Below are 18,774 nucleotides of genomic sequence, written 5' to 3'. Positions count from 1 at the left end.
GCTCAGCCTGCCGCCCGGCGCCTGCGCGCGGGCGCTGCCTCGGGCTGCGTCATGAAGCGGTCGACCGCGCCGGAGGGCAAGGCGTTGTCCTCCAGCCGGCTGGCCACCTGCACGCATACCGTGCGGCACAGCTCGATCACGCTTTCGTCCGCAATCGCGTAGAAGACCAGGTTGGCTTCCTTGCGGCGCGACAGCACGCCCGAGCGGTACATCGCGTTGAGATGCCGCGACACGTTGGTCTGCGACGATCCCACCGTCTCGACCACCGTGCTGACCGGCTTCTCGCCATCGCACAAGGCGTGCAGGATCTTCAGCCGCGTTGGCTCCGCCAGCAGGCTGAAGTAGCCCGACACCTTCTCGAATACGCGATCCAGCTCTTCCATGCCGTCCAATATATTCGTATATGCGTGAATGCGCATATAGTGTTTACCCAATGATGCAGAACAGCATGATTGTGCCGGGCATGGCTGGCCGGCACCAATCATGGTTTGCCAGCGGTGGCGTCCCTGCTGGTGCCTGCTGGTGGCCTATCGGCGCACCAGAGCCCTGCCCGCCCACAGGCGCTGTCCGAACACATTGAGCAGCAGGCCGGCCATCACCACCGCTGCGCCCGCCCATTGCGCCGGCGACAGGTCCTCGCCCAGCAGCACATGCGCCGACACCAGCCCCACCACCGGCACAAGCAGCGTCAGCGGCGCCACCTGGCTGGCGGGATAGCGCGTCAGCAGCCGGCCCCACATGGTGTAGCCGAACACGGTGGCGGCAAAGGCCAGGTACGCCACGGCGAACACGCCCGTGGCCGACACATGCGTGACGCTCTGCACGATGCGCGCGGGCCCCTCCACCCACAGGGACAGCAGCGCGAACGGCACGATCGGCACCAGCGCGCCCCAGATTACCAGGCCCAAGAGGTCGACCGGCCCGATCTTCTTGCTGACGATATTGCCGCTGGCCCAGCAGAACGCCGCGCACAACGTCAGCACGAAGCCGGCCACGCTCATGCCGCCGGCGCTGGCGGCCGCACCCGAGCCAATCAGCGCCAGCCCCGCCGCGGCCACCGCCATGCCGGCGATGTTGTGCCAGCGCACCGGCTCGCCCAGCCACAGCGCGGCGATCGCCAGCGTGAAGAACGCCTGCGACTGGAGCACCAGCGAAGCCAGCCCGGCCGGCATGCCGACCGCCATCGCATAGAACAGGAAGGCGAACTGGCCCAGGCTGATGGTCACGCCGTACGCCAGCAGCAAGCGCCATGGCACGCGCGGGCGCGGCACGAAGAAGATCGCAGGGAAAGCCACCAGCAGGAAACGGAGCGCGCCGAGCAGCATTGGTGGCACGCCCGCCAGCCCTACCTTGATGACGACGAAGTTGACGCCCCAGACGCAGACGATGGCGAGGGCGAGGAGACGGTCTCTGGCTTGCATGGCGGGGGCGGCCGGGATGGCCGGTCGGAATGGCGATTGGGGGTGGCGATCAAACCCCCAAGCCTACCAGCCGCCCCGCGCGCGGCATTGCACGATCTTGCGGTTTTGTTTTGGGGCCGCCAGGCGGCGCCCCGAACTGCCAGTGCCTTATCCCAGCATCTCCGACCAGATGCCCTTGGCCCACGACAGCGCATACACCCCCTCCAGCGTATTGGGCGCGTCCGACAGGCCGCCCGAGCCCGGCACGGTCAGCATGGTCTTCTGCGCAGCATCGTAGCGGTGCACGCTCGCCACATGCACCGCCTCGCGGTCTGAGGTGAAGCTGTAGCAGGTATTGTTGTAGAGCGGCTGCGGATCCGGCGTCCTGCCCGACAGCAGCGCCACGATCGCCGCGGCCGCCACCTTGCCATGCTGGTTGGCCATATGGCCGGACTTGGGCATCAGCGGGGCGATCTGGATGGCGTCGCCGACCACATGGATATTGGGCGCAGCGCGCGACTCGAAGGTGACGAAATCGACTTCGCACCACTTGGCGTTGGCCGTTGCCAGTCCTGTCGCCACCGCGATTGCGCCCGCGCGCTGCGGCGGCAGCACGTTGATCACGTCCGCGCGCACATCCTCCTGCACCTCGAACTTGAGCGTGCGCGTGGCCGGGTCGACATCGACCGTGTTGTACTGCGGCCGGTACTCGACCATGCCGGCGTACTGCCCGGCCCACACCTTGCGGAACAAGCCGGCTTTGGAGGTGATGTCCGGGTTGGCGTCCAGGATCAGCACCTTGCTGCGCGGCTTGTGCTGCTTGAAATAGTGCGCCACCTGGCAGGCACGCTCATACGGGCCGGGCGGGCAGCGGTACGGTGCCGTGGGGATGGTGATGGCGTAGGTGCCGCCGTCGGGCATCGCCTCCAGCTGGCGGCGCAGCGCCACGGTCTGCGGGCCGGCTTTCCAGGCGTGCAGCACCTGGTCGCCGCCGGGCCGCTTCAGGCCGGGCAGCGCATCGCTCATCAAGTCGATGCCAGGCGACAGCAGCAGGCGATCGTAGGACAGCCTGCTGCCGCCGGCCAGCCGCACCGTGCGCTTGCCAGGATCGATGGCGACGGCGGTGTCGCGCACCAGCTTGACGCCGTGGCGGCGCACCAGCTGGTCGTACGACAGCGTGAGGTCGGTCATCTGCCGGCTGCCGCCGATCACCAGGTTGGACAGCGGGCAGGAAATGAACACAGGATTTGGTTCGACCAGCGTGACCTCGATGGCGTTGCCGCTCCACTCGCGCAGGTAGCGCGCGGCGCTGGCGCCGCCATAACCGCCGCCGATCACCACCACCTTGGCCGGCGCTGCGGCCCTCGCCGCGCGCACGCCCATCGATCCCAGCACCGCGGCGCCGGCGGCGCCCAGGAAATGTCGTCGTTGCATGGCGTTTTCCCCCTCAACGCACGTTGGCGAACCACGCCGCGATCGCGGCGAGCTGTTCATCGGTGTAGCCCTTGGCGATCTGGTGCATCACCGTTGCCGGCCGCGCTCCGGAACGGAACGCCTGCATCTGCGCCAGCAGTTCAGCCTGCTGGCGCCCTGCCAGCGACGGAATGGTGCTGCCTTCGGGCGCGCGGCCGGATGGGCCGTGGCAACTGGTGCAGGCGGCGGCATGGATGCGCGCGTGCTGGGCGGTGGGTGCTGCGGCAGGTGCCGCGGCGGGGGCGGAGGCCGCAGGCTCGGCCGACAGGGCAGGCTGGGCGCCGCAAAGCGCCGAGGCCAGCAGTGCCAGCCGCACGAACACAGCGGGCCGGGGGATGGTTGTCATGGTCTCGCTCCGTGTGGGGTGGTGCCGGGCGCAGGCATCGGCAAGATGCCTGCGAGCGTGGCAACCGTATCACATCGTTTGCGGACAGTGTGCGGTGAAAACCGCAGATGGAAAAACGGCGCCCGCATGCGCGGGCGCCGTGGTGCTGGCGAGCGAGCGGGCTCAGGGCAGGTTCCGGCCCGGCGGCAGGGCAACCGGCGAGGCACCCGGCGAACTCACCGGGCTGGTAGTCGCCTGGCTGGGCGTGCTGGCAGGCGCATCGACCGGACCGCCCACGCCCGGCACCGACTGCACCGGCGCCGGCGTGCCGACGTTGCCATCGGAAGACGGGTTCTGCGCGGTCGAGGCCGCATCCAGGCGCGCGCGCTCGGTGTCATTGACGTAGTCGAACGCCTTGACCACCTTGGTCACGCCGGAGGCATTGCGGGCCACATCGGTGGCGCGGTCGCCTTCCTGCCGCGTCACCACGCCAAGCAGGTAGACCACGCTCTTCTCGGTGGTGATCTTGATCGAGTTCGACGGCACGCCCTCCGCGGTCATCAGCAGCGTCTTGACCTTGCTGGTCAAGTACGCGTCCTGGCTCTGCGTCATGAAGCCGGGCGAATTGACCACCTCGAGCTCGTTGATCACCACGCGCGCATTCTGCAGGCCGCGCACGTATTGCTCGACCTGCTGCTTGACGCTGTCGTTGCTGGCCTCGCCCGTGAGCAGCACCTTGCGGTTGAACACCGTCACGTTGACGCGGGCCTGGCCGCTGTAGCGCGAGTTGATGGTGCTCTCGGCTTCCATCTGCAGGCCGCGGTCGACGGTCTGCGTGGCGGCCGGGCGGCGGTCGGTGGCCATGGTCACGCCGGTGCCCACGGCACCGGCGATCACGGGGAAGCAGCCGGCCAGCTGGGTGGCGGAAACCAGCACCGCGGCCGCGGTCAGCGTGGCGCGAAGGATGCGGCCGGTGCCGGCGGCGCCGGGGCGGGATTCAGGCGTAGAGGGCAGGTTCGTCATGCGGTCCTTGCTGTGGCTGATGTTGGAAATGAGGGGGAAGTGCGGGCTCAGGCTTCCCCGAGCAATGCCTCGTCGATGCCGTCGCACAGGCAATGCAGCGTCAGCAGGTGCACTTCCTGGATGCGTGCGGTGCGCTCGCTCGGCACGCACAGGTGGATATCGAATTCGTCGAGCAGACTGCCGATGACGCCGCCGCCCTTGCCGGTCAGCGCAATCACGGCCATCTCGCGCTGGCGCGCCGCCTCGACCGCGGCGATCACATTGGCCGAGTTGCCCGAGGTGGAAATCGCCAGCAGGATGTCGCCGGGCACGCCCAGCGCCTCGACTTGCTTGGAAAACACCTTGCTGAAGTCATAGTCGTTGCCGATCGCGGTCAGGATCGAGCTGTCGGTGGTCAGCGCAATCGCCGCCAGGCCCGGGCGCTCGCGCTCGAAGCGCCCCACCAGCTCGGCGGCGAAATGCTGCGCATCGGCGGCCGAGCCGCCGTTGCCGCACGCCAGGATCTTGTTGCCGCTGGTCAGCGCGCCCACCATGCGTTCCACGGCGGCGTCGATATGGGGGGCCATTGCCGCCGCGGCCTGTCGCTTGGTCTCGGCGCTGTCTAGGAATTGTTGCTGGATACTCTCGATACTCATGGCTCTGTGGCCTTTCATTGGCAGTTGCTGCGCTCGGTCGCGCGCCAGCGCGCATTATGAACCAGCCTCCGCGGCGTCCAGGTCAAACGCGTGCTGAAACCAGTCCAAACGCCCCGGCTCCAGCGCCACCACGTCGAAGCGGCACGGCGGCAGTTGCGCCAGCGTGGCGAGGTAGTGAGCCGCGGCTAGCAGAACGCGGCGCTGCTTGGCCGGCGTGACACTGGCGGCCGCGCCGCCGAAACCGCGTCCGCTGCGCTGGCGCACCTCCACGAACACCAGCGTGCCGTCCGGCGCGCGCATCACCAGATCGATCTCGCCGCCTTTGCAGCGATAATTGCGGACCACGGGCTGCAGGCCCTGGCGCCGCAGGTGCGCCAGCGCCCGGTCCTCCGCCCGCATCCCGCGCGCCTGCGCGGCGCTCGGCTGCGTGGTGGATTTGAATGATGGCATCGACGGAAGTTCTCAATGAGTGACTGGATCTCGCTGGCGGCCAGCCAGTCGTACCCGGGCGGCACGCTGTACGTCGTGGCCACGCCCATCGGCAATGTCGCGGACCTGTCGCTGCGGGCGCTGCACGTGCTCGGCCTGGCTGACGCGGTGGCCTGCGAAGACACCCGCAATACGGCGCAGCTGCTGTCGCGCGTGGGCTTGCAGCGGCCGCTGGTGGCCGTGCACGAGCACAACGAGCGCGAAGCTGCCGGCCGCATCGCCGCGCGGCTGGCGGCCGGCGAGCGTATCGCCTATGTCTCGGACGCCGGCACGCCGGGCATATCGGATCCGGGCGCGAGGCTGGTCGAGGCGGTGCGCGCCGCCGGCCACCCGGTGGTGCCCCTGCCCGGCCCGAGCGCCGCGGTGGCGGCGCTGTCGGTGGCGGGCGAAATGCTCGATACGGGCGAAGGCCGTTTCACCTTTGTCGGCTTCCTGCCGAGCAAGCCCAAGGCGCGCGGCGAAGCCATCGCACGGTTCGCCGCGCTGGACCACGCCTGGGTCTGCTACGAGGCGCCGCACCGTATTGCCGATACCCTGGCCGCGCTCGCCTCCGGCCTGCCAGCCGAGCGCCGGCTGCTGGTCGGGCGCGAGCTGACCAAGCTGTTCGAGGACATCGCCGTCGTGACCGCGGCGCAGGCGCCGGCGTGGCTGGCGGCCGACCCAAACCGGGCCAAGGGCGAATTCGTGCTGGTGGTGGAAGGCGCCTGCAGCGACGCGGCCGCGGACGGAGCGCCCGATGCCGAGGCGCAGCGCGTACTGGGGTTGTTGCTGGCAGAACTGCCGGCCAAGCGCGCCGCCAAGCTGGCGGCCGCGATCACCGGGGCGAGCACCGGCGCGCTCTACCAGCTGGCGCTGGCGCAACGTTCCGGCGATAGCGGGGACTGAAGGTCGGACTGAAGCCGCCCCTGAGGCCGCCCGGGCGACGACGCCGGGGCGGTGCGGGGAAAGTAACGGAGAGGTGTCAGCGCGCGGTGGCATGCATCGGGCGCTGCCGGTTTCAGCGGCGCTTGCGCTTGACCGTCTTGCCGCTGGCGTTGGTTGCCTTGCGCGCCTTGGCGGGCGCCAGCGAGTTGGCGAGTTCGGGCACGGAGACATCGTCGTCACCACTGCCATCGCCGGCTTCGGTGCCGCCGGCATCGAACTGCGGGCCCAGCGCCGCGACTTCGGTGCGCGTCAGCCGGCGGATCTCGACGTTGACAGCGCCGCGCTCGACGAAGCCAAGCCGGCGCGCGGCGCCGTAAGACACGTCCAGCACGCGGTTGCCGTGGTACGGACCGCGGTCGTTGATACGCAGCACCGCGACCTTGTTGTTGCGCAGGTTGCGCACCAGCACCCAGCTGTCGAGCGGCAGCGAAGGATGGGCGGCGGTCATCGCGCGCATGTCGAAGCGCTCGCCATTGGCGGTCTTGCGGCCATGGAAGGCCCTGCCATACCAGGAAGCGACACCGCGCTGCTCGAACGTGCCGATGTCCGCGCGCAGGCCGTCTAGCGAGTTGCCGCTGCGGCCTTCGTCCGGGTCGTAGCCGAACAGGTTCCAGCTGCCGCCTTCGGACGATGCGCGGGCGCTCTTCGCGTCGTTGCGGGCAGCCTTGCCGGCGTTCTTCGCGGCGCGCGTGGGCACCGCGTTCGACGTATCGGCGACGTCCGCATCGTCGCCCCCAGGGGGCGTGGCACAAGCGGCCAGCACCAGGGCGCACGCAGTGCATGTCCCGAGCTTGGCCAGCCGTTGCCAGCGCTTGGTGAGGGCGGTCAAATTAAGCATGGGCGCGAGTCTAGCATTGACTACTGCTGACTATCTCTTTCATTTTGTTACGAAGTCTGTTCGATCTCGCACGAACGGGGTCGATCTCGCCCGCGATCCACGGCGTGACAAGGGATTGCAGGCGATCGGGCGATTTTGTAACTGAGAGGCGTATAAGGCGCATTTATGTATGCGCCGCAACAATTTACCGCCGGCGCTACAATGCAAAGCATGAATGTCCGACTATTTTTCGCTGTTGTCGAGCCGCGTGCGGCGCGCCTTCTAGGCGCCGCATCGATCACAAAAATGTCCCGATGAAAGTCCTCCTTATCCCGGTCACCCCCTTCCAGCAAAACTGTTCACTGCTGATCGACGAAAGCACCGGCACGGCCGCCGTCTGCGACCCGGGCGGTGACCTCGAACGCATCCGCGAAGCGGTCCGGGAGCAAGGGGTCACGCTGCAGAAAATCTTCCTGACGCACGGCCACGTCGACCACTGCGCCGGTGCCGCGGCGCTGGCGCGCGAATTCGGCATCCCCATCGAAGGGCCGCAGCAGGACGAGCGCTTCTGGATCGAGCAGCTGCCCGACCAGACACGGCGCTTCGGTTTCGGCCATGCGGAAAGCTTCGAGCCTGACCGCTGGCTGGAGAACGGCGACACCGTGCAGTTCGGCAATGAAACGCTGGAGGTCTACCATTGCCCGGGCCACACGCCCGGCCACGTGGTGTTCTTCTCGCGCGCCAACAAGCTGGCGGTGGTGGGTGACGTGCTGTTCGCCGGCTCGATCGGCCGCACCGATTTCCCGCGCGGCAACCATGCCGACCTGATCCGCTCGATCCGCACGCGGCTCTGGCCGCTGGGCGAGGACGTGACCTTCATTCCCGGCCACGGCCCGGTTTCGACCTTCGGCGAGGAGCGCCGTAACAACCCCTTCGTGGCAGACCACCTGATCGACGTGGGTTGACGCCATGGCCAAGCGACAGCCACCCGACACCCGGCCGGAAATCTACGTCAGCACCGACGTCGAGGCCGACGGCCCCATTCCCGGCCCGCATTCCATGCTGTCGTTCGCGTCCGCGGCCATGCTGGCGGACAAGACCGTGATCGGCACGTTCTCGGCCAACCTGGAGACACTGCCTGGCGCCAGCGGCCACCCGGCGCAGATGCAGTGGTGGCAGACCCAGCCCGAGGCCTGGAGCGCCTGCCGGCGCGAGCTGCAGCGCCCGGAGGACGCGATGGTGCGTTATGTGGAGTGGGTCGAGAGCCTGCCGGGCAAGCCGGTCTTCGTGGCCTTCCCGGCCGGCTTCGATTTCACCTGGATGTTCTGGTACATGATGCGCTTTGCCGGGCGCTCGCCGTTCGGATGGGCCGCGCTGGACATCAAGACCCTGGGCTTTGCGCTGACCGGCCGGCCTTACCGCAAGACCGTGAAGGCGGCGTTCCCGCCGGAATGGAAGGATCCGCTGCCTCACACCCATGTGGCGCTGGATGACGCCCTGGAACAGGGCGCGCTGTTCTGCAACATGCTGGCAACGCTGCGTGAACGGGAAGTGGCGCTGGCGAGCCTGGCGCCAGCTGCGGACAGCGGCGCAAGCGAGTCCTCACAAGCTGATCCAGCGCCTTGATGCGCTGCTGCAGCGCAGCGTGTGCCGCGGCACGCCAATTGCAGACCGCGCGCTCACATCTGCCGCCAACCCGCCTATAGTAGAAGCGGATGTGGCGCACCGGGCGAAACGAGCCAGCTGACTATCCGGCGCACTTGCGCAACCCGCCATCATCCGCCTGACCGATGTTGCCCGGAGCCGCGCGGCGCCCGCCGAGGAGGTGTCGATCATGCGTTTTCCTACCGACCTGCACTTGAGAGACCTGGCCGGCCGGATTCACTGGCCGCATGGGTCGCATGGGTCGCACGCGAAGGGGGCCACGCCCATTACCCACCACCACACCTCGGATGAAGACGCCGAAGTCGCCAAGGCCACCCTGTACGTCAGTACGGTGACGCTGGTGGTGCTGCTGGTCGTGCTCGCGGCCATTGCTTTCGGTCAGGAGGCCATGCACTGGCTGGGTGTTCATTAGACGACCCGCCTGAAGCTGTTTGTCTCGCAGACCGGCCGGCCCCCACAGTTCGTGGGGGCCGGTTTTATTCTGGTGTCCCCTTTAGAACCCGTTTCGCAATGAAAAAGGGGACGCGTTCAGGCCAGCAGCGGGACCACGTTCTCGGGCGGGCGGCCGATGACGGCGCGGCGGTTGCGCACGACCACCGGGCGTTGCAGCAGGATCGGGTTGTCGGCCACGGCGGCCAGCAGCTCGGCATCGGTGAGGCCCGGGTCGGCCAGGCCCAGTTCCGCGTACGGCGCCTCGTTGTCGCGGATCATCTCGCGCACCGGCACGCCCAGCATCGTGTTGAGCTGGCGCAGCGTCGCTACCGATGGCGGGTTCTTCAGGTATTCAACGATTTCCACCGGCTCGCCCAGGCGCCCGGCGGCTTCCTCGACCATGGCAAGCGTCTCGCGCGACTTGGAGCAGCGGGGGTTGTGGTAGATCGTGATCATGGCAGGTGTCCTTTCTTGTTGATGTGCGCCCCACGCTGGGGCGGTGGCACTAATGCGGTGCAAACCCAACGGCACTATATACAACACATCGGGCTGCGCGCAGGGTACAGAGGCACAAGTGTCGGGCACGCATCCTGCGTTGCCTCAAGTCCATGCATCCGGCCACTGGCCTTGCTACCGCAATGACATCCGCTGCTACCGCTACCACACGCCCCGTCTCCGCGCGCAAGCCGTTCACCCTGCGCGACGCCACCGTCGCCGACGTGCCGGCAATCCACGCCATCTACGCGCACCATGTCCTGCACGGCCGCGCCTCGTTCGAGGAAGTGCCGCCGACTGCCGACGATATGCAGTGGCGTTTCGCCGAGGTGCGCCGCAAGAACCTGCCCTACCTGGTTGCCGAGCGCGATGGCGAGGTGCTGGGCTACGCCTATGCGTCGGCTTACCGCACCCGCAGCGCCTACCGCTTCGCCATCGAGGACTCGATCTATATCGACCACCGCTGCGTCGGCGAGGGCCTGGGACAGGCGCTGCTCGCCGAACTGGTGGCGCGCTGCGAAACCGGCCAATGGCGCCAGATGGTCGCGGTGATCGCCTGCACCGCCGGCGGCGAAGGCGCCGGCTCGTTGGCGGTGCATGAGCGGCTGGGCTTTCGGACCGTGGGCCGGCTGGAAGCGGTCGGCTTCAAGCATGGGCAATGGATCGATACGGTGTTGATGCAGCGGGGGCTGGGGCCGGGGGCGACTACGTTGCCGGAGTAGGCGGAAGTGGCCTCCGCGTCAGGTCGAGGGCGACACCGTTCTGATCTTGCGCTGGTGCACCCGTCGCGACACTGGCCGCCATCCGGCGGAAGCTCGCGCCGACAAAACAAAACGCCACGGACGTTGCCGTGGCGTTACATGCTTCGTGCGTCAAGCGGACGACGGCCGATGACAGTCGTCCAGGACCGATGCGACGCGCTTACTTCATCAGGTCCGACAACGCCAGCGCCACCACCTTGGTCGCACGGTTCAGGTCGTTCAGGCGCAGGTTCTCATCCGAGTTATGGCCGCGCGCTTCCATCAGCGTACGCGGGCCGGCACCGTACAGCACGGTCGGGATGCCGCGCTTGGTGTAGTGGCGGGCGTCGGTGTAGAGCGGCACGCCCTGCACCGGGATCTCCACGCCGAACACCGACTCGGCACGGCTCTTCAGCGCGCCGATCAGCTTTTCCACGCCCGGCAGTTCCGACAGCGGCTCGGCCAGGATGATGCGCTCGACCCTGACCTCGATGCCCGGACGGTCCTTGGCGACCTTCTCGACCACGGCGCGGATTTCGCCTTCGGCGTCGAAGCCGATTTCCTCGGGGATCATGCGGCGGTCGACACGGAAGGTCACCAGGTCGGGCACCACGTTGGTGTTGATGCCGCCCTTGATGAGGCCGACGTTCAGCGTGGCGGTGTCGATGCCAGGCACCTTCGACTTGCGCGTGGCCAGTTCGGCACGCAGGCCGTAGATGGCCTGCAGGATATGGGTGGCGGCCTCGATTGCGTCGACGCCGGTGTGCGGCATGGCGGCATGGCCCTGCTTGCCCTTGACCGTCACTTCCACGTGCAGGCAGCCGTTGTGCGACGAGGTGATGCCATACGAGAAGCCGGCCGAGATGGCGTAGTCGGCCTTGCTCAGGTTGTTGTCGAGCAGGAACTTGGGACCGATATCGCCGCCGGTTTCCTCGTCATAGGTGAACTGCAGCTCGACCGCGCCGTTGATCTTGGCGCCTTGCTTCTCGGCTTCCATCAGCGCCAGCACGGCGTAAGTGTAGGTGGCGAAGTCCGACTTCGACACCGCGACGCCGCGGCCGTACATGACCGGGCCGTGCTCGCTGTCGGCAATCTCGCCGCCGTACGGGTCCTTGGTCCAGCCCAGGCCCGGGGGCACCACGTCGCCGTGGGCGTTCATGGCGATGGTCGGGCCGCCCGTGCCGAACTGCTTGCGCACGATCAGGTTGGTGGCGCTGATCATGCCGGCGGCCTTCACCTGCGCGTCGGGCACCTTGTGCGCCTCAACCGTAAAGCCCAGGCCCTCCAGCAGTTCCTTGGCGCGCTTGCCGTGGGCATCGCAATCGCCGGCCGGGTTGTCCGAGGGCACCTTGACCAGCTCGGCCAGGAAGGCTTCCTGCTGCGGGCGGTGCTGGTCGATGAATTGCGTCAGCGTGGTTTCCGTGGGGTTCATATTGTCTCGTGCGGTCATGACTTGTTCTCGTAACTTCTCAGGAGGGTTCGGGTGGGCTTCCGGGCGCTGGCTTACTGCTGCAGCCGGAAGTGTTCGACGAAATCGCTGAACACGCGCGCGGACAGTGCTGCGTCCTCGGCGGTCATGGTTTCGGTGGGATGGTGGCTGATGCCGCCGTTGCCGCAGCGCACAAACAGCATGGCGACATCGGCGATGGCGGCGATGGCCATGGAGTCATGGCCTGCACCTGACGGCAGATGGCGCACCGGCACGCCCTGGCGGGCGATGGCGGCGGCCCATTGCTCTTGCAGCCACGGGGCGCACGGCACGCTGTTCGCCTCGTGGGTCTTGCGCACCTGCACGCGCACGTTGCGGCGCGCGCACACGCGTTCGATCTCGGCCAGCACGTCGTTGACGGCGGCTTCGCGTTCGGCGTCGATGCCCGAGCGAATGTCGATGGAAAACACCGCGTGGCCCGGCACCACATTGGTGGCGCCATTGGGCACGTTGAACTGGCCGACGGTGCCGACCAGGCCCGGCTTGCCGCCGCAGCGTTTCTCGATGTACAGGCCGATTTCGGCGCCGGCCATGGCGGCATCGCGGCGCATGTCCATCGGCACCGTGCCGGCGTGGCCGGCCAGGCCTTCCAGCTCGACGATAAAGCGCGTGGCGCCGGAGATCGCCGTGACCACGCCTACCGGCAGGCCCTCGTTCAGCAGCACCGGACCCTGCTCGATATGCACCTCGATGAAGGCGGCGACCTTGCTGCGGTCATGCTTGGCGGCAGGCAGGGCGGCGGCGTCGAAGCCAGCTTCGCGCATCACTTCGCGCATGGTCTTGCCGCTGTCGTCGACGTTGTCCAGCACCTTGTTGTCGAACGTGCCGGCGATGGCACGGCTGCCAAGCAGCGTGGCCTTGAACCGTACGCCCTCTTCCTCGGCAAAGCCCACCACCTCGAGTGCGAACGGGAAGCGCTTGCCCTGGCGGTTCCACTCGGCCACGCAGGCGATCGGCAGGATCACGCCGAGGTTGCCGTCATAGCGGCCGGCATCGCGCACGGTGTCGAAATGCGAGCCCGTCAGCAGCGCCGGCGCGTCGGGCGTGGTGCCCTCGTAGCGGCCGATCACGTTGCCAGCGGCATCGCGCCGCACCGTCATGCCGGCCTGCTGCATCCATTCGGTCAGCTGGGCCGCGGCGCCGTGGTGGGCCTCGGTCAGGTAGGTACGGGTGAGCATGCCGGGCTGCTCGGTGTGGACGGCCAGGGCGTCGGCCCAGGCCATGATGCGTGTGCCTACCTCTGCGGCTGCCGGCATGCTGGCCGACGACGGATTTGCTGCCATGCGTGTCTCCTGCTGGAAGTGCGTGAAAGCCGCGGCGGCGTGGCTGGCGGGTGCCAGTGCGGGCGGGGACGCCCATGGCCGAAGCTCTATTCTGTGCGATTCATGGTAGCACAGTGAATTCAAAATTTGCATACAAAAATGATATGCACTATATTCGCTTCCACGTTCAGACAATCCTCTGCGGACAATCGGGTCCGAACAATGGATTGCGTGGATTCCGCCCCAACAGGGGGGCTGTCCACGCGGTGGCGCGCTCCCGACCCGGAGTGCTGCCCGAGAACGTAAGGCCGGCAGCCCACCCAGCCATCAGAGCAGTACGGGGCCGCCGGTGATTCCTGGATCGAATGGGCCAGCCAGCGCACATGCACAGGACCGGCCCGGCACGGAGACAACCATGCAGCATGCAGTTCCCTCGCAGCCCCGCCCGGGCACACCACGCCTGCACACCCGCTTTACCCGCTCACTATTCGGCCAGGTGCTGATCGCCCTGGTGATTGGCACGGCACTCGGCCTCGCCTTCCCCGAATTTGCCGCCAAGCTCAAGCCGCTCGGCGATGCCTTTATCAAGCTGATCAAGATGCTGATCGGCCCGATCGTGTTCTGCGTGGTGGTGGCCGGCATCTGCGGCGCCGGCGAGCTGAAGAAGGTCGGCCGTGTCGGCATCAAGGCGGTGGTGTATTTCGAGATCGTCACCACCATCGCGCTGGCGCTGGGCATCGTCCTGGCATATGTGTTCCAGCCTGGCGTCGGCATGAACGTGGATCCGCGCTCGCTGGATGCCTCGGCCATCGCCGGCTTTATCGACAACGCCACCAAGGTGAAAGACCAGGGCACGGTCGACTTCCTGCTCAAGCTGATCCCCAATACCGTGTTCGGCGCCTTTGCCAATGGCGACGTGCTGCAGGTGCTGCTGGTGTCGATCCTGTTCGGCTGCGCGCTGTCGCTGGTGGGTGAGCCGGGCCGGCCGCTGGTCAAGCTGATCGACACGTTCTCGCACACGCTGTTCAAGATGATGGGCTTCATCATCAAGCTGGCGCCGCTGGGCGTGCTGGGCGCGGTGGCCTTTACCGTTGGCAAGTACGGCATCGGCTCGCTCAAGCAGCTGGGCTTCCTGGTGTTCCTGTTCTACGGCGCGGTGATCGTGTTCGTGCTGGTGGTGCTGGGCACCATCATGCGCGTGTGCGGTTTCTCGGTGATCAAGCTGATCCGCTACCTGCGCGCCGAGCTGCTGGTGGTGCTGGGCACGGCCTCGTCTGACAGCGTGCTGCCGCAGGTGATGAAGAAGCTGGAGTTCATGGGTATCAAGAAGTCGGTGGTGGGACTGGTGATCCCGACCGGCTACTCGTTCAACCTGGATGCGTTCTCGATCTACCTGACCCTGGCGGCGGTGTTCATCGCCCAGGCCACCAACACGCCGCTGGCGATGGCAGACCTGCTCGGCATCCTGGCGGTGGCGCTGGTCACCTCCAAGGGCGCGCACGGCATCCCGGGCTCGGCTATCGTGATCCTGGCGGCGACGCTGTCGGCGCACCCGGCAATCCCGGCGATCGGCCTGGTGCTGGTGCTGTCGGTGGACTGGTTCATCGGCATCGCGCGCGCGCTCGGCAACCTGATCGGCAACTGCGTGGCGACCGTTGTGGTGGCGGCGTGGGAGAAGGATATCGACCGCGAACGGGCGCGTGGCGTGCTCAACGGCACGATCGAGGCGACCGACCTGGATGCCGGCCTTGCCGCCATGGCGGATGACAACGCCGTGGCCGGTTCGCCCGCCGCCGTGCCGGGGACTGTCGCGGGGCGCTAGAATCACGGCATTTCCCCAACGCGCAGCCCCTGCGCAAGTGCGCTGCCATGCCCGAGCATATCGATCCCGACATGACCGCTGAAGCGATCGCCGACGACATCGTCGCGGCGATCGTCTCGCACCGCCTGCCGCCCGGCACCAAGCTGCGCGAGGAGGCGCTGGCCAGCGTCTACCGCGTCAGCCGCACCAAGGTGCGCGCGGCGCTGCTGATGCTGTCCAAGGACAAGGTCATCCAGATCGTGCCGGACAAGGGCGCGTTCGTCGCCAAGCCCAGCGCGGAAGAGGCGCGCGAAGTCTTCGCCGTGCGCCGCATCCTGGAAGCGGCGCTGGCGCGCGAGTTCGTCGCCAAGGCGACCGCGGCCGACTACAAGCGCATTGACAAACACCTCGCCGCCGAGCGCAAGTCGCTGGGCGGCAACGACGCGCAGGTACGCACCCGGCTGCTGGGCGATTTCCATATCGTGCTGGCCGAGGTGGTCGGCAACGGCGTGCTGACCGAGATGATGCGCGAACTGTCGACGCGCAGCGCGGTCATCACCATGCTGTACCAGTCTCGGCGCGATGCGGCGTGCTCGTCGGACGAGCATCGCGAGTTCATCGAGGCTGCGCGCGCGGGCGATGTCGAGCGCGCCGTCACGCTGATGGTGGACCACCTCAGCCATGTCGAAAGCGCGCTGCATTTCGAGGAAACCGCGCCGGCGGCACGAGGCAAGGACCTGGTCGCGGCGCTGCTGGCGTAGGACCAGGGCTGGCCGTTGACCAGCGCTTGACGTGAGTCAAAGCGGCCTGGGCCGCGCCCGGGCACACTTGTCCTCGCCATGAAGACGCGGGGGCGCACTTCATGAGCACTCCGCCTTCCGCGCATATCGCCGGAAGGCCGCCCGCACGCTGCAACGGTGTGCGGGCTTTCTTTTTTCTGAGGGCTGGCTTTCGCAGCGCTGAGCATCATTGGCCCGCGGCTCCTGCCGAACGATGCCGCAGCGCGGCATTTCCCCTTTCCGGCCAATCACTTGTGCAAGCGCCGGCAGCAGCAAGGCCGTGCGGGGTCGCGCACATTGCCGCGCCGCCCAGCTCCCAGCGCTGAATAAAGCGGCCATAACCGAACGCGAGCTTCGGGTTAGGATCGCGAGGGCCCAACACAGAGGCCTGCGCCGCGGCATCGCCGCGGACGCGCACCAGAACAACCGTCATGGAGACCCATCATGCGTGATCGCACCGCGCCCGCGCGGCCGTTCAGCCTGTGTTCGCACCCGCTCCCGATTTTCGTTTCCTGAGCGCCCCGCCCCTGGCGAGCGCTGCCGCCCCTCGCATTGCCTGACCATCGATCAAGAGGACCAACCATGCCCAGTGCCTTCCGCGCAGACGCCTTTGCCGGCAAGACCGTATTCATCGCCGGCGCTTCTTCCGGCATCAACCTCGGCATCGCGCACGGCTTCGCCCGCGCTGGCGCGAAGCTGGCGCTGATCAGCCGTACCGAGGACCGCATCCAGGCCGCCGCCGACGGCATCGCTGCCGCGGGCGGCACGGCGATCGGCATGGCGGCCGACGTGCGCGACTATGCAGCGGTGGAGGCTGCACTGGCGCGCACGCACCAGGAACTCGGGCCGATCGACGTGGTGATCTCCGGCGCCGCCGGCAACTTCCTCGCGCCGGTGGTCGGCATGTCGGCCAATGCGTTCAAGACCGTGGTCGACATCGACCTGCTCGGCACCTTCAATGTGTTCCGCGCCAGCTTTGACTATCTGAGCAAGCCGGGGGCGTCGCTGATTGCCATCACCGCGCCGCAGGGCGTCAACGCCATGATGTTCCAGGCCCACGCCTGCGCAGCCAAGGCCGGCATCAATATGCTGATCAAGTGCCTGGCAATGGAATGGGGCCCGGCCGGCGTGCGCGTCAACGGTATCTCGCCCGGACCGATCGCCGATACCGAAGGCATGGCGCGGCTGGCGCCGACGCCGGAGGTGGAGGCGCGCTACAAGGCCCGCCTGGCGCTGCGCGACTACGGCACCAAGGACGATATCGCGGACGCCGCCATGTACCTGAGCAGCGACAACGCGCACTTTGTCACTGGCACCATCCTTGATTGCGACGGCGGCAGCAAGCTGGGTGACGCATCGGCCGATGCGCTCAAGCCCATGCGCTGATACGCGACCCAACAAATTCACCAGAGCAACCACAACGATACATGGAGATCCAACGATGACAGCATCCGTGCTCTACCAAGCCAGCGCAGGCGTGGCGACGCTGACCCTGAACCGCCCGGACGTGCTCAACGCGATGAACGCTGACCTGATGCGCGATCTGCGCGAAGGCGTGGACCGCGCCGCGGCCGACGCCGACGTGCGTGCCGTGCTGATCACCGGCGCTGGCCGCGGCTTCTGCGCCGGCGCCGACCTGGCCGCGCGCCAGTCCGGTGGCAACGGCCTGCAGGATTCCGGCCAGATGCTGCGCGAGCGCTATCACCCGATCATCCTTGCGCTGCGCCAGATGCCCAAGCCGGTCATCACCGCGGTCAACGGCGTTGCGGCCGGTGCGGGCATGAGCCTGGCGCTGGCCGGCGACGTGGTGCTGGCGGGCCGCTCGGCCAGCTTCCTGCAGGCGTTCTCCAAGATCGGCCTGATCCCCGATGCCGGCAGCACCTACTTCCTGCCGCGCTACGCCGGCGAGATGCGCGCCCGCGCGCTGGCCATCCTGGCCGAGAAGATTGACGCCGAAGAAGCGCACCGCATCGGCCTGGTGTGGAAGGTCCATGACGATGCCACGCTGCAGGACGAAGCCGGCAAGCTCGCGCACCACCTCGCCACCATGCCGACGCTGGCCTACGGCATGATCAAGGAAGCCCTGAACCAAAGCTTCGGCAACGACCTCGCCGCGCAACTGGAAGTGGAAGCCACGCTGCAGTCGCGCGCCAGCCGCAGCGAAGACTGCAAGGAAGGCGTGGCCGCCTTTGTCGAGAAGCGCAAGCCGCAATTCAAGGGCCGCTGAGCAGCTGCCTCGCCGTTTGCAGCACCCCCGGCGACGGCCGTTGCCGGGGCAAGGAAAACAGCACCTGGAGACGCATCATGCTTGGCCTCATGCTAGACCGTCCGTTGTTGATTTCTTCGCTGATCGAATATGCCGCGGCGTACCACCCGAGACAGGAGATCGTCTCGCGCACGGTAGTGGGCGACACCGTGCGCAGTGCAGCTCAAGCAGGGCCGAGCGCTGTGGGGTGTGGACCTGCGCATCGAGGACGATGCCGGCAACGCGCTGCCGCACGACGGCATTGCGTTTGGCCGGCTCAAGGTGCGCGAGCCGTGGATCGCCTCCGGCTACTTCAAGGCGGAGCATGACGCGCTCGATACCGGCGGCTGGTTCGATACCGGTGATGTCGCCACCATCGACGCCGACGGCTACGTGCAGCTGGTGGACCGCGCCAAGGACGTTATCAAGTCCGGCGGCGAGTGGATCTCATCGATCGACGTGGAGAATGCCACCATGGGCCACCCCGCCGTGGCCGAGGCCGCGGTGATCGGCGTGCCCCATCCCAAGTGGCAGGAGCGCCCGCTGCTGGTCGCGGTGAAACGGCCGGGCCATGACGTCAGCGCGGCCGAGCTGCTCGACTACCTGGCAGGCAAGATGGTGCGCTGGTGGGTGCCCGACGACGTGGTCTTCGTCGACGCGCTGCCGCACACCGCCACCGGCAAGCTGCTCAAGGTAAAACTGCGCGACACCTATCGCGACCATGTGCTTCCGACCGTCGACACGGCCCGCAGTGCCTGAACCGACAACACCGACAACACC

The 18,774-nt window shown here is 67.5% G+C and carries 20 protein-coding genes and 1 pseudogene; 10 read left to right on the top strand and 11 right to left on the bottom strand.

Annotated features, from left to right (window positions below):
- Positions 1-2: 2 nt before the first annotated feature.
- From ACIP1U_RS11410 to ACIP1U_RS11380, 7 genes are all read right to left on the bottom strand, one after another.
- Positions 3-419 (bottom strand): ArsR/SmtB family transcription factor, encoded by a 417-nt coding sequence (locus ACIP1U_RS11410; RefSeq protein WP_400314760.1) that lies wholly within the window; start codon positions 417-419, stop codon positions 3-5.
- A 108-nt stretch (positions 420-527) separates the two neighbouring features.
- Entirely contained in the window at positions 528-1,421 is an 894-nt protein-coding gene (locus ACIP1U_RS11405) for an EamA family transporter (protein ID WP_400314758.1), read from the bottom strand.
- Positions 1,422-1,568: 147 nt separating this feature from the next.
- On the bottom strand, positions 1,569-2,834 hold the full coding sequence (locus ACIP1U_RS11400; protein WP_400314757.1) for an FCSD flavin-binding domain-containing protein: 1,266 nt from the start codon (positions 2,832-2,834) through the stop codon (positions 1,569-1,571).
- Between the two features lie 13 nt (positions 2,835-2,847).
- Positions 2,848-3,219 (bottom strand): c-type cytochrome, encoded by a 372-nt coding sequence (locus tag ACIP1U_RS11395; RefSeq protein WP_400314755.1) that lies wholly within the window; start codon positions 3,217-3,219, stop codon positions 2,848-2,850.
- Between the two features lie 162 nt (positions 3,220-3,381).
- Positions 3,382-4,221, bottom strand: coding sequence for a BON domain-containing protein (locus tag ACIP1U_RS11390; protein WP_400314754.1), 840 nt, complete (start codon positions 4,219-4,221; stop codon positions 3,382-3,384).
- A 47-nt stretch (positions 4,222-4,268) separates the two neighbouring features.
- Positions 4,269-4,856, bottom strand: coding sequence for a phosphoheptose isomerase (locus ACIP1U_RS11385; RefSeq protein WP_400314753.1), 588 nt, complete (start codon positions 4,854-4,856; stop codon positions 4,269-4,271).
- Between the two features lie 54 nt (positions 4,857-4,910).
- Complete coding sequence (locus ACIP1U_RS11380; protein ID WP_400314751.1) at positions 4,911-5,306, bottom strand: YraN family protein; 396 nt, start codon at positions 5,304-5,306, stop codon at positions 4,911-4,913.
- A gap of 15 nt (positions 5,307-5,321) precedes the next feature.
- Here ACIP1U_RS11380 and rsmI point away from each other — a divergent pair, with 15 nt between their 5' ends.
- Complete coding sequence (gene rsmI, locus ACIP1U_RS11375) at positions 5,322-6,230, top strand: 16S rRNA (cytidine(1402)-2'-O)-methyltransferase (RefSeq protein ID WP_400314749.1); 909 nt, start codon at positions 5,322-5,324, stop codon at positions 6,228-6,230.
- A 112-nt stretch (positions 6,231-6,342) separates the two neighbouring features.
- On the opposite strand, the gene ACIP1U_RS11370 is transcribed toward rsmI, so the two are convergent.
- Complete coding sequence (locus ACIP1U_RS11370; RefSeq protein ID WP_400314748.1) at positions 6,343-7,107, bottom strand: septal ring lytic transglycosylase RlpA family protein; 765 nt, start codon at positions 7,105-7,107, stop codon at positions 6,343-6,345.
- Positions 7,108-7,400: 293 nt separating this feature from the next.
- On the opposite strand from ACIP1U_RS11370, the gene ACIP1U_RS11365 reads away from it, so the two are divergent.
- From ACIP1U_RS11365 to ACIP1U_RS11355, 3 genes are all read left to right on the top strand, one after another.
- Positions 7,401-8,051 carry an MBL fold metallo-hydrolase gene (locus ACIP1U_RS11365; protein WP_400314747.1) on the top strand — a complete coding sequence of 217 codons (651 nt, stop codon included), beginning with the start codon at positions 7,401-7,403 and terminating at the stop codon, positions 8,049-8,051.
- A gap of 4 nt (positions 8,052-8,055) precedes the next feature.
- Positions 8,056-8,712 (top strand): exonuclease, encoded by a 657-nt coding sequence (locus ACIP1U_RS11360; RefSeq protein WP_400314746.1) that lies wholly within the window; start codon positions 8,056-8,058, stop codon positions 8,710-8,712.
- 208 nt (positions 8,713-8,920) lie between these two features.
- Positions 8,921-9,163, top strand: a complete 243-nt coding sequence (locus tag ACIP1U_RS11355) for a hypothetical protein (RefSeq protein WP_400314744.1) — start codon at positions 8,921-8,923, stop codon at positions 9,161-9,163.
- Positions 9,164-9,279: 116 nt separating this feature from the next.
- On the opposite strand, the gene arsC is transcribed toward ACIP1U_RS11355, so the two are convergent.
- Positions 9,280-9,639: an arsenate reductase (glutaredoxin) gene (gene arsC / locus ACIP1U_RS11350; RefSeq protein ID WP_400314742.1), complete on the bottom strand. Its 360-nt coding sequence runs from the start codon at positions 9,637-9,639 to the stop codon at positions 9,280-9,282.
- A gap of 182 nt (positions 9,640-9,821) precedes the next feature.
- On the opposite strand from arsC, the gene ACIP1U_RS11345 reads away from it, so the two are divergent.
- The gene (locus ACIP1U_RS11345; RefSeq protein WP_400314740.1) at positions 9,822-10,400 is read left to right on the top strand and encodes a GNAT family N-acetyltransferase; all 579 of its coding nucleotides are present in this window, start codon (positions 9,822-9,824) and stop codon (positions 10,398-10,400) included.
- A gap of 199 nt (positions 10,401-10,599) precedes the next feature.
- Here ACIP1U_RS11345 and ACIP1U_RS11340 read toward each other — a convergent pair whose 3' ends face one another.
- Positions 10,600-11,868 (bottom strand): M20/M25/M40 family metallo-hydrolase, encoded by a 1,269-nt coding sequence (locus ACIP1U_RS11340; protein WP_400314739.1) that lies wholly within the window; start codon positions 11,866-11,868, stop codon positions 10,600-10,602.
- A gap of 53 nt (positions 11,869-11,921) precedes the next feature.
- On the bottom strand, positions 11,922-13,190 hold the full coding sequence (locus ACIP1U_RS11335; RefSeq protein WP_400314737.1) for an allantoate amidohydrolase: 1,269 nt from the start codon (positions 13,188-13,190) through the stop codon (positions 11,922-11,924).
- A 394-nt stretch (positions 13,191-13,584) separates the two neighbouring features.
- Here ACIP1U_RS11335 and ACIP1U_RS11330 point away from each other — a divergent pair, with 394 nt between their 5' ends.
- The 5 genes and pseudogenes from ACIP1U_RS11330 to ACIP1U_RS11310 form a co-directional block, all read left to right on the top strand.
- Positions 13,585-14,991 carry a C4-dicarboxylate transporter DctA gene (locus tag ACIP1U_RS11330; protein WP_400314736.1) on the top strand — a complete coding sequence of 469 codons (1,407 nt, stop codon included), beginning with the start codon at positions 13,585-13,587 and terminating at the stop codon, positions 14,989-14,991.
- Between the two features lie 47 nt (positions 14,992-15,038).
- Positions 15,039-15,731, top strand: coding sequence for a GntR family transcriptional regulator (locus ACIP1U_RS11325; protein WP_400314734.1), 693 nt, complete (start codon positions 15,039-15,041; stop codon positions 15,729-15,731).
- 600 nt (positions 15,732-16,331) lie between these two features.
- The gene (locus ACIP1U_RS11320; protein ID WP_400314732.1) at positions 16,332-17,135 is read left to right on the top strand and encodes an SDR family oxidoreductase; all 804 of its coding nucleotides are present in this window, start codon (positions 16,332-16,334) and stop codon (positions 17,133-17,135) included.
- A 55-nt stretch (positions 17,136-17,190) separates the two neighbouring features.
- Positions 17,191-17,976 carry an enoyl-CoA hydratase-related protein gene (locus tag ACIP1U_RS11315; RefSeq protein WP_400314730.1) on the top strand — a complete coding sequence of 262 codons (786 nt, stop codon included), beginning with the start codon at positions 17,191-17,193 and terminating at the stop codon, positions 17,974-17,976.
- Between the two features lie 195 nt (positions 17,977-18,171).
- Positions 18,172-18,753, top strand: a pseudogene (locus ACIP1U_RS11310) (long-chain fatty acid--CoA ligase); the annotation flags it as partial.
- Positions 18,754-18,774: the final 21 nt, after the last annotated feature.

The organism is Cupriavidus sp. NPDC089707 (assembly GCF_044748965.1).
Classification (GTDB): Bacteria; Pseudomonadota; Gammaproteobacteria; order Burkholderiales; family Burkholderiaceae; genus Cupriavidus.
Note: the sequence above shows the minus strand (reverse complement) of the source record. Positions and strands in the feature narration are given on the sequence as shown.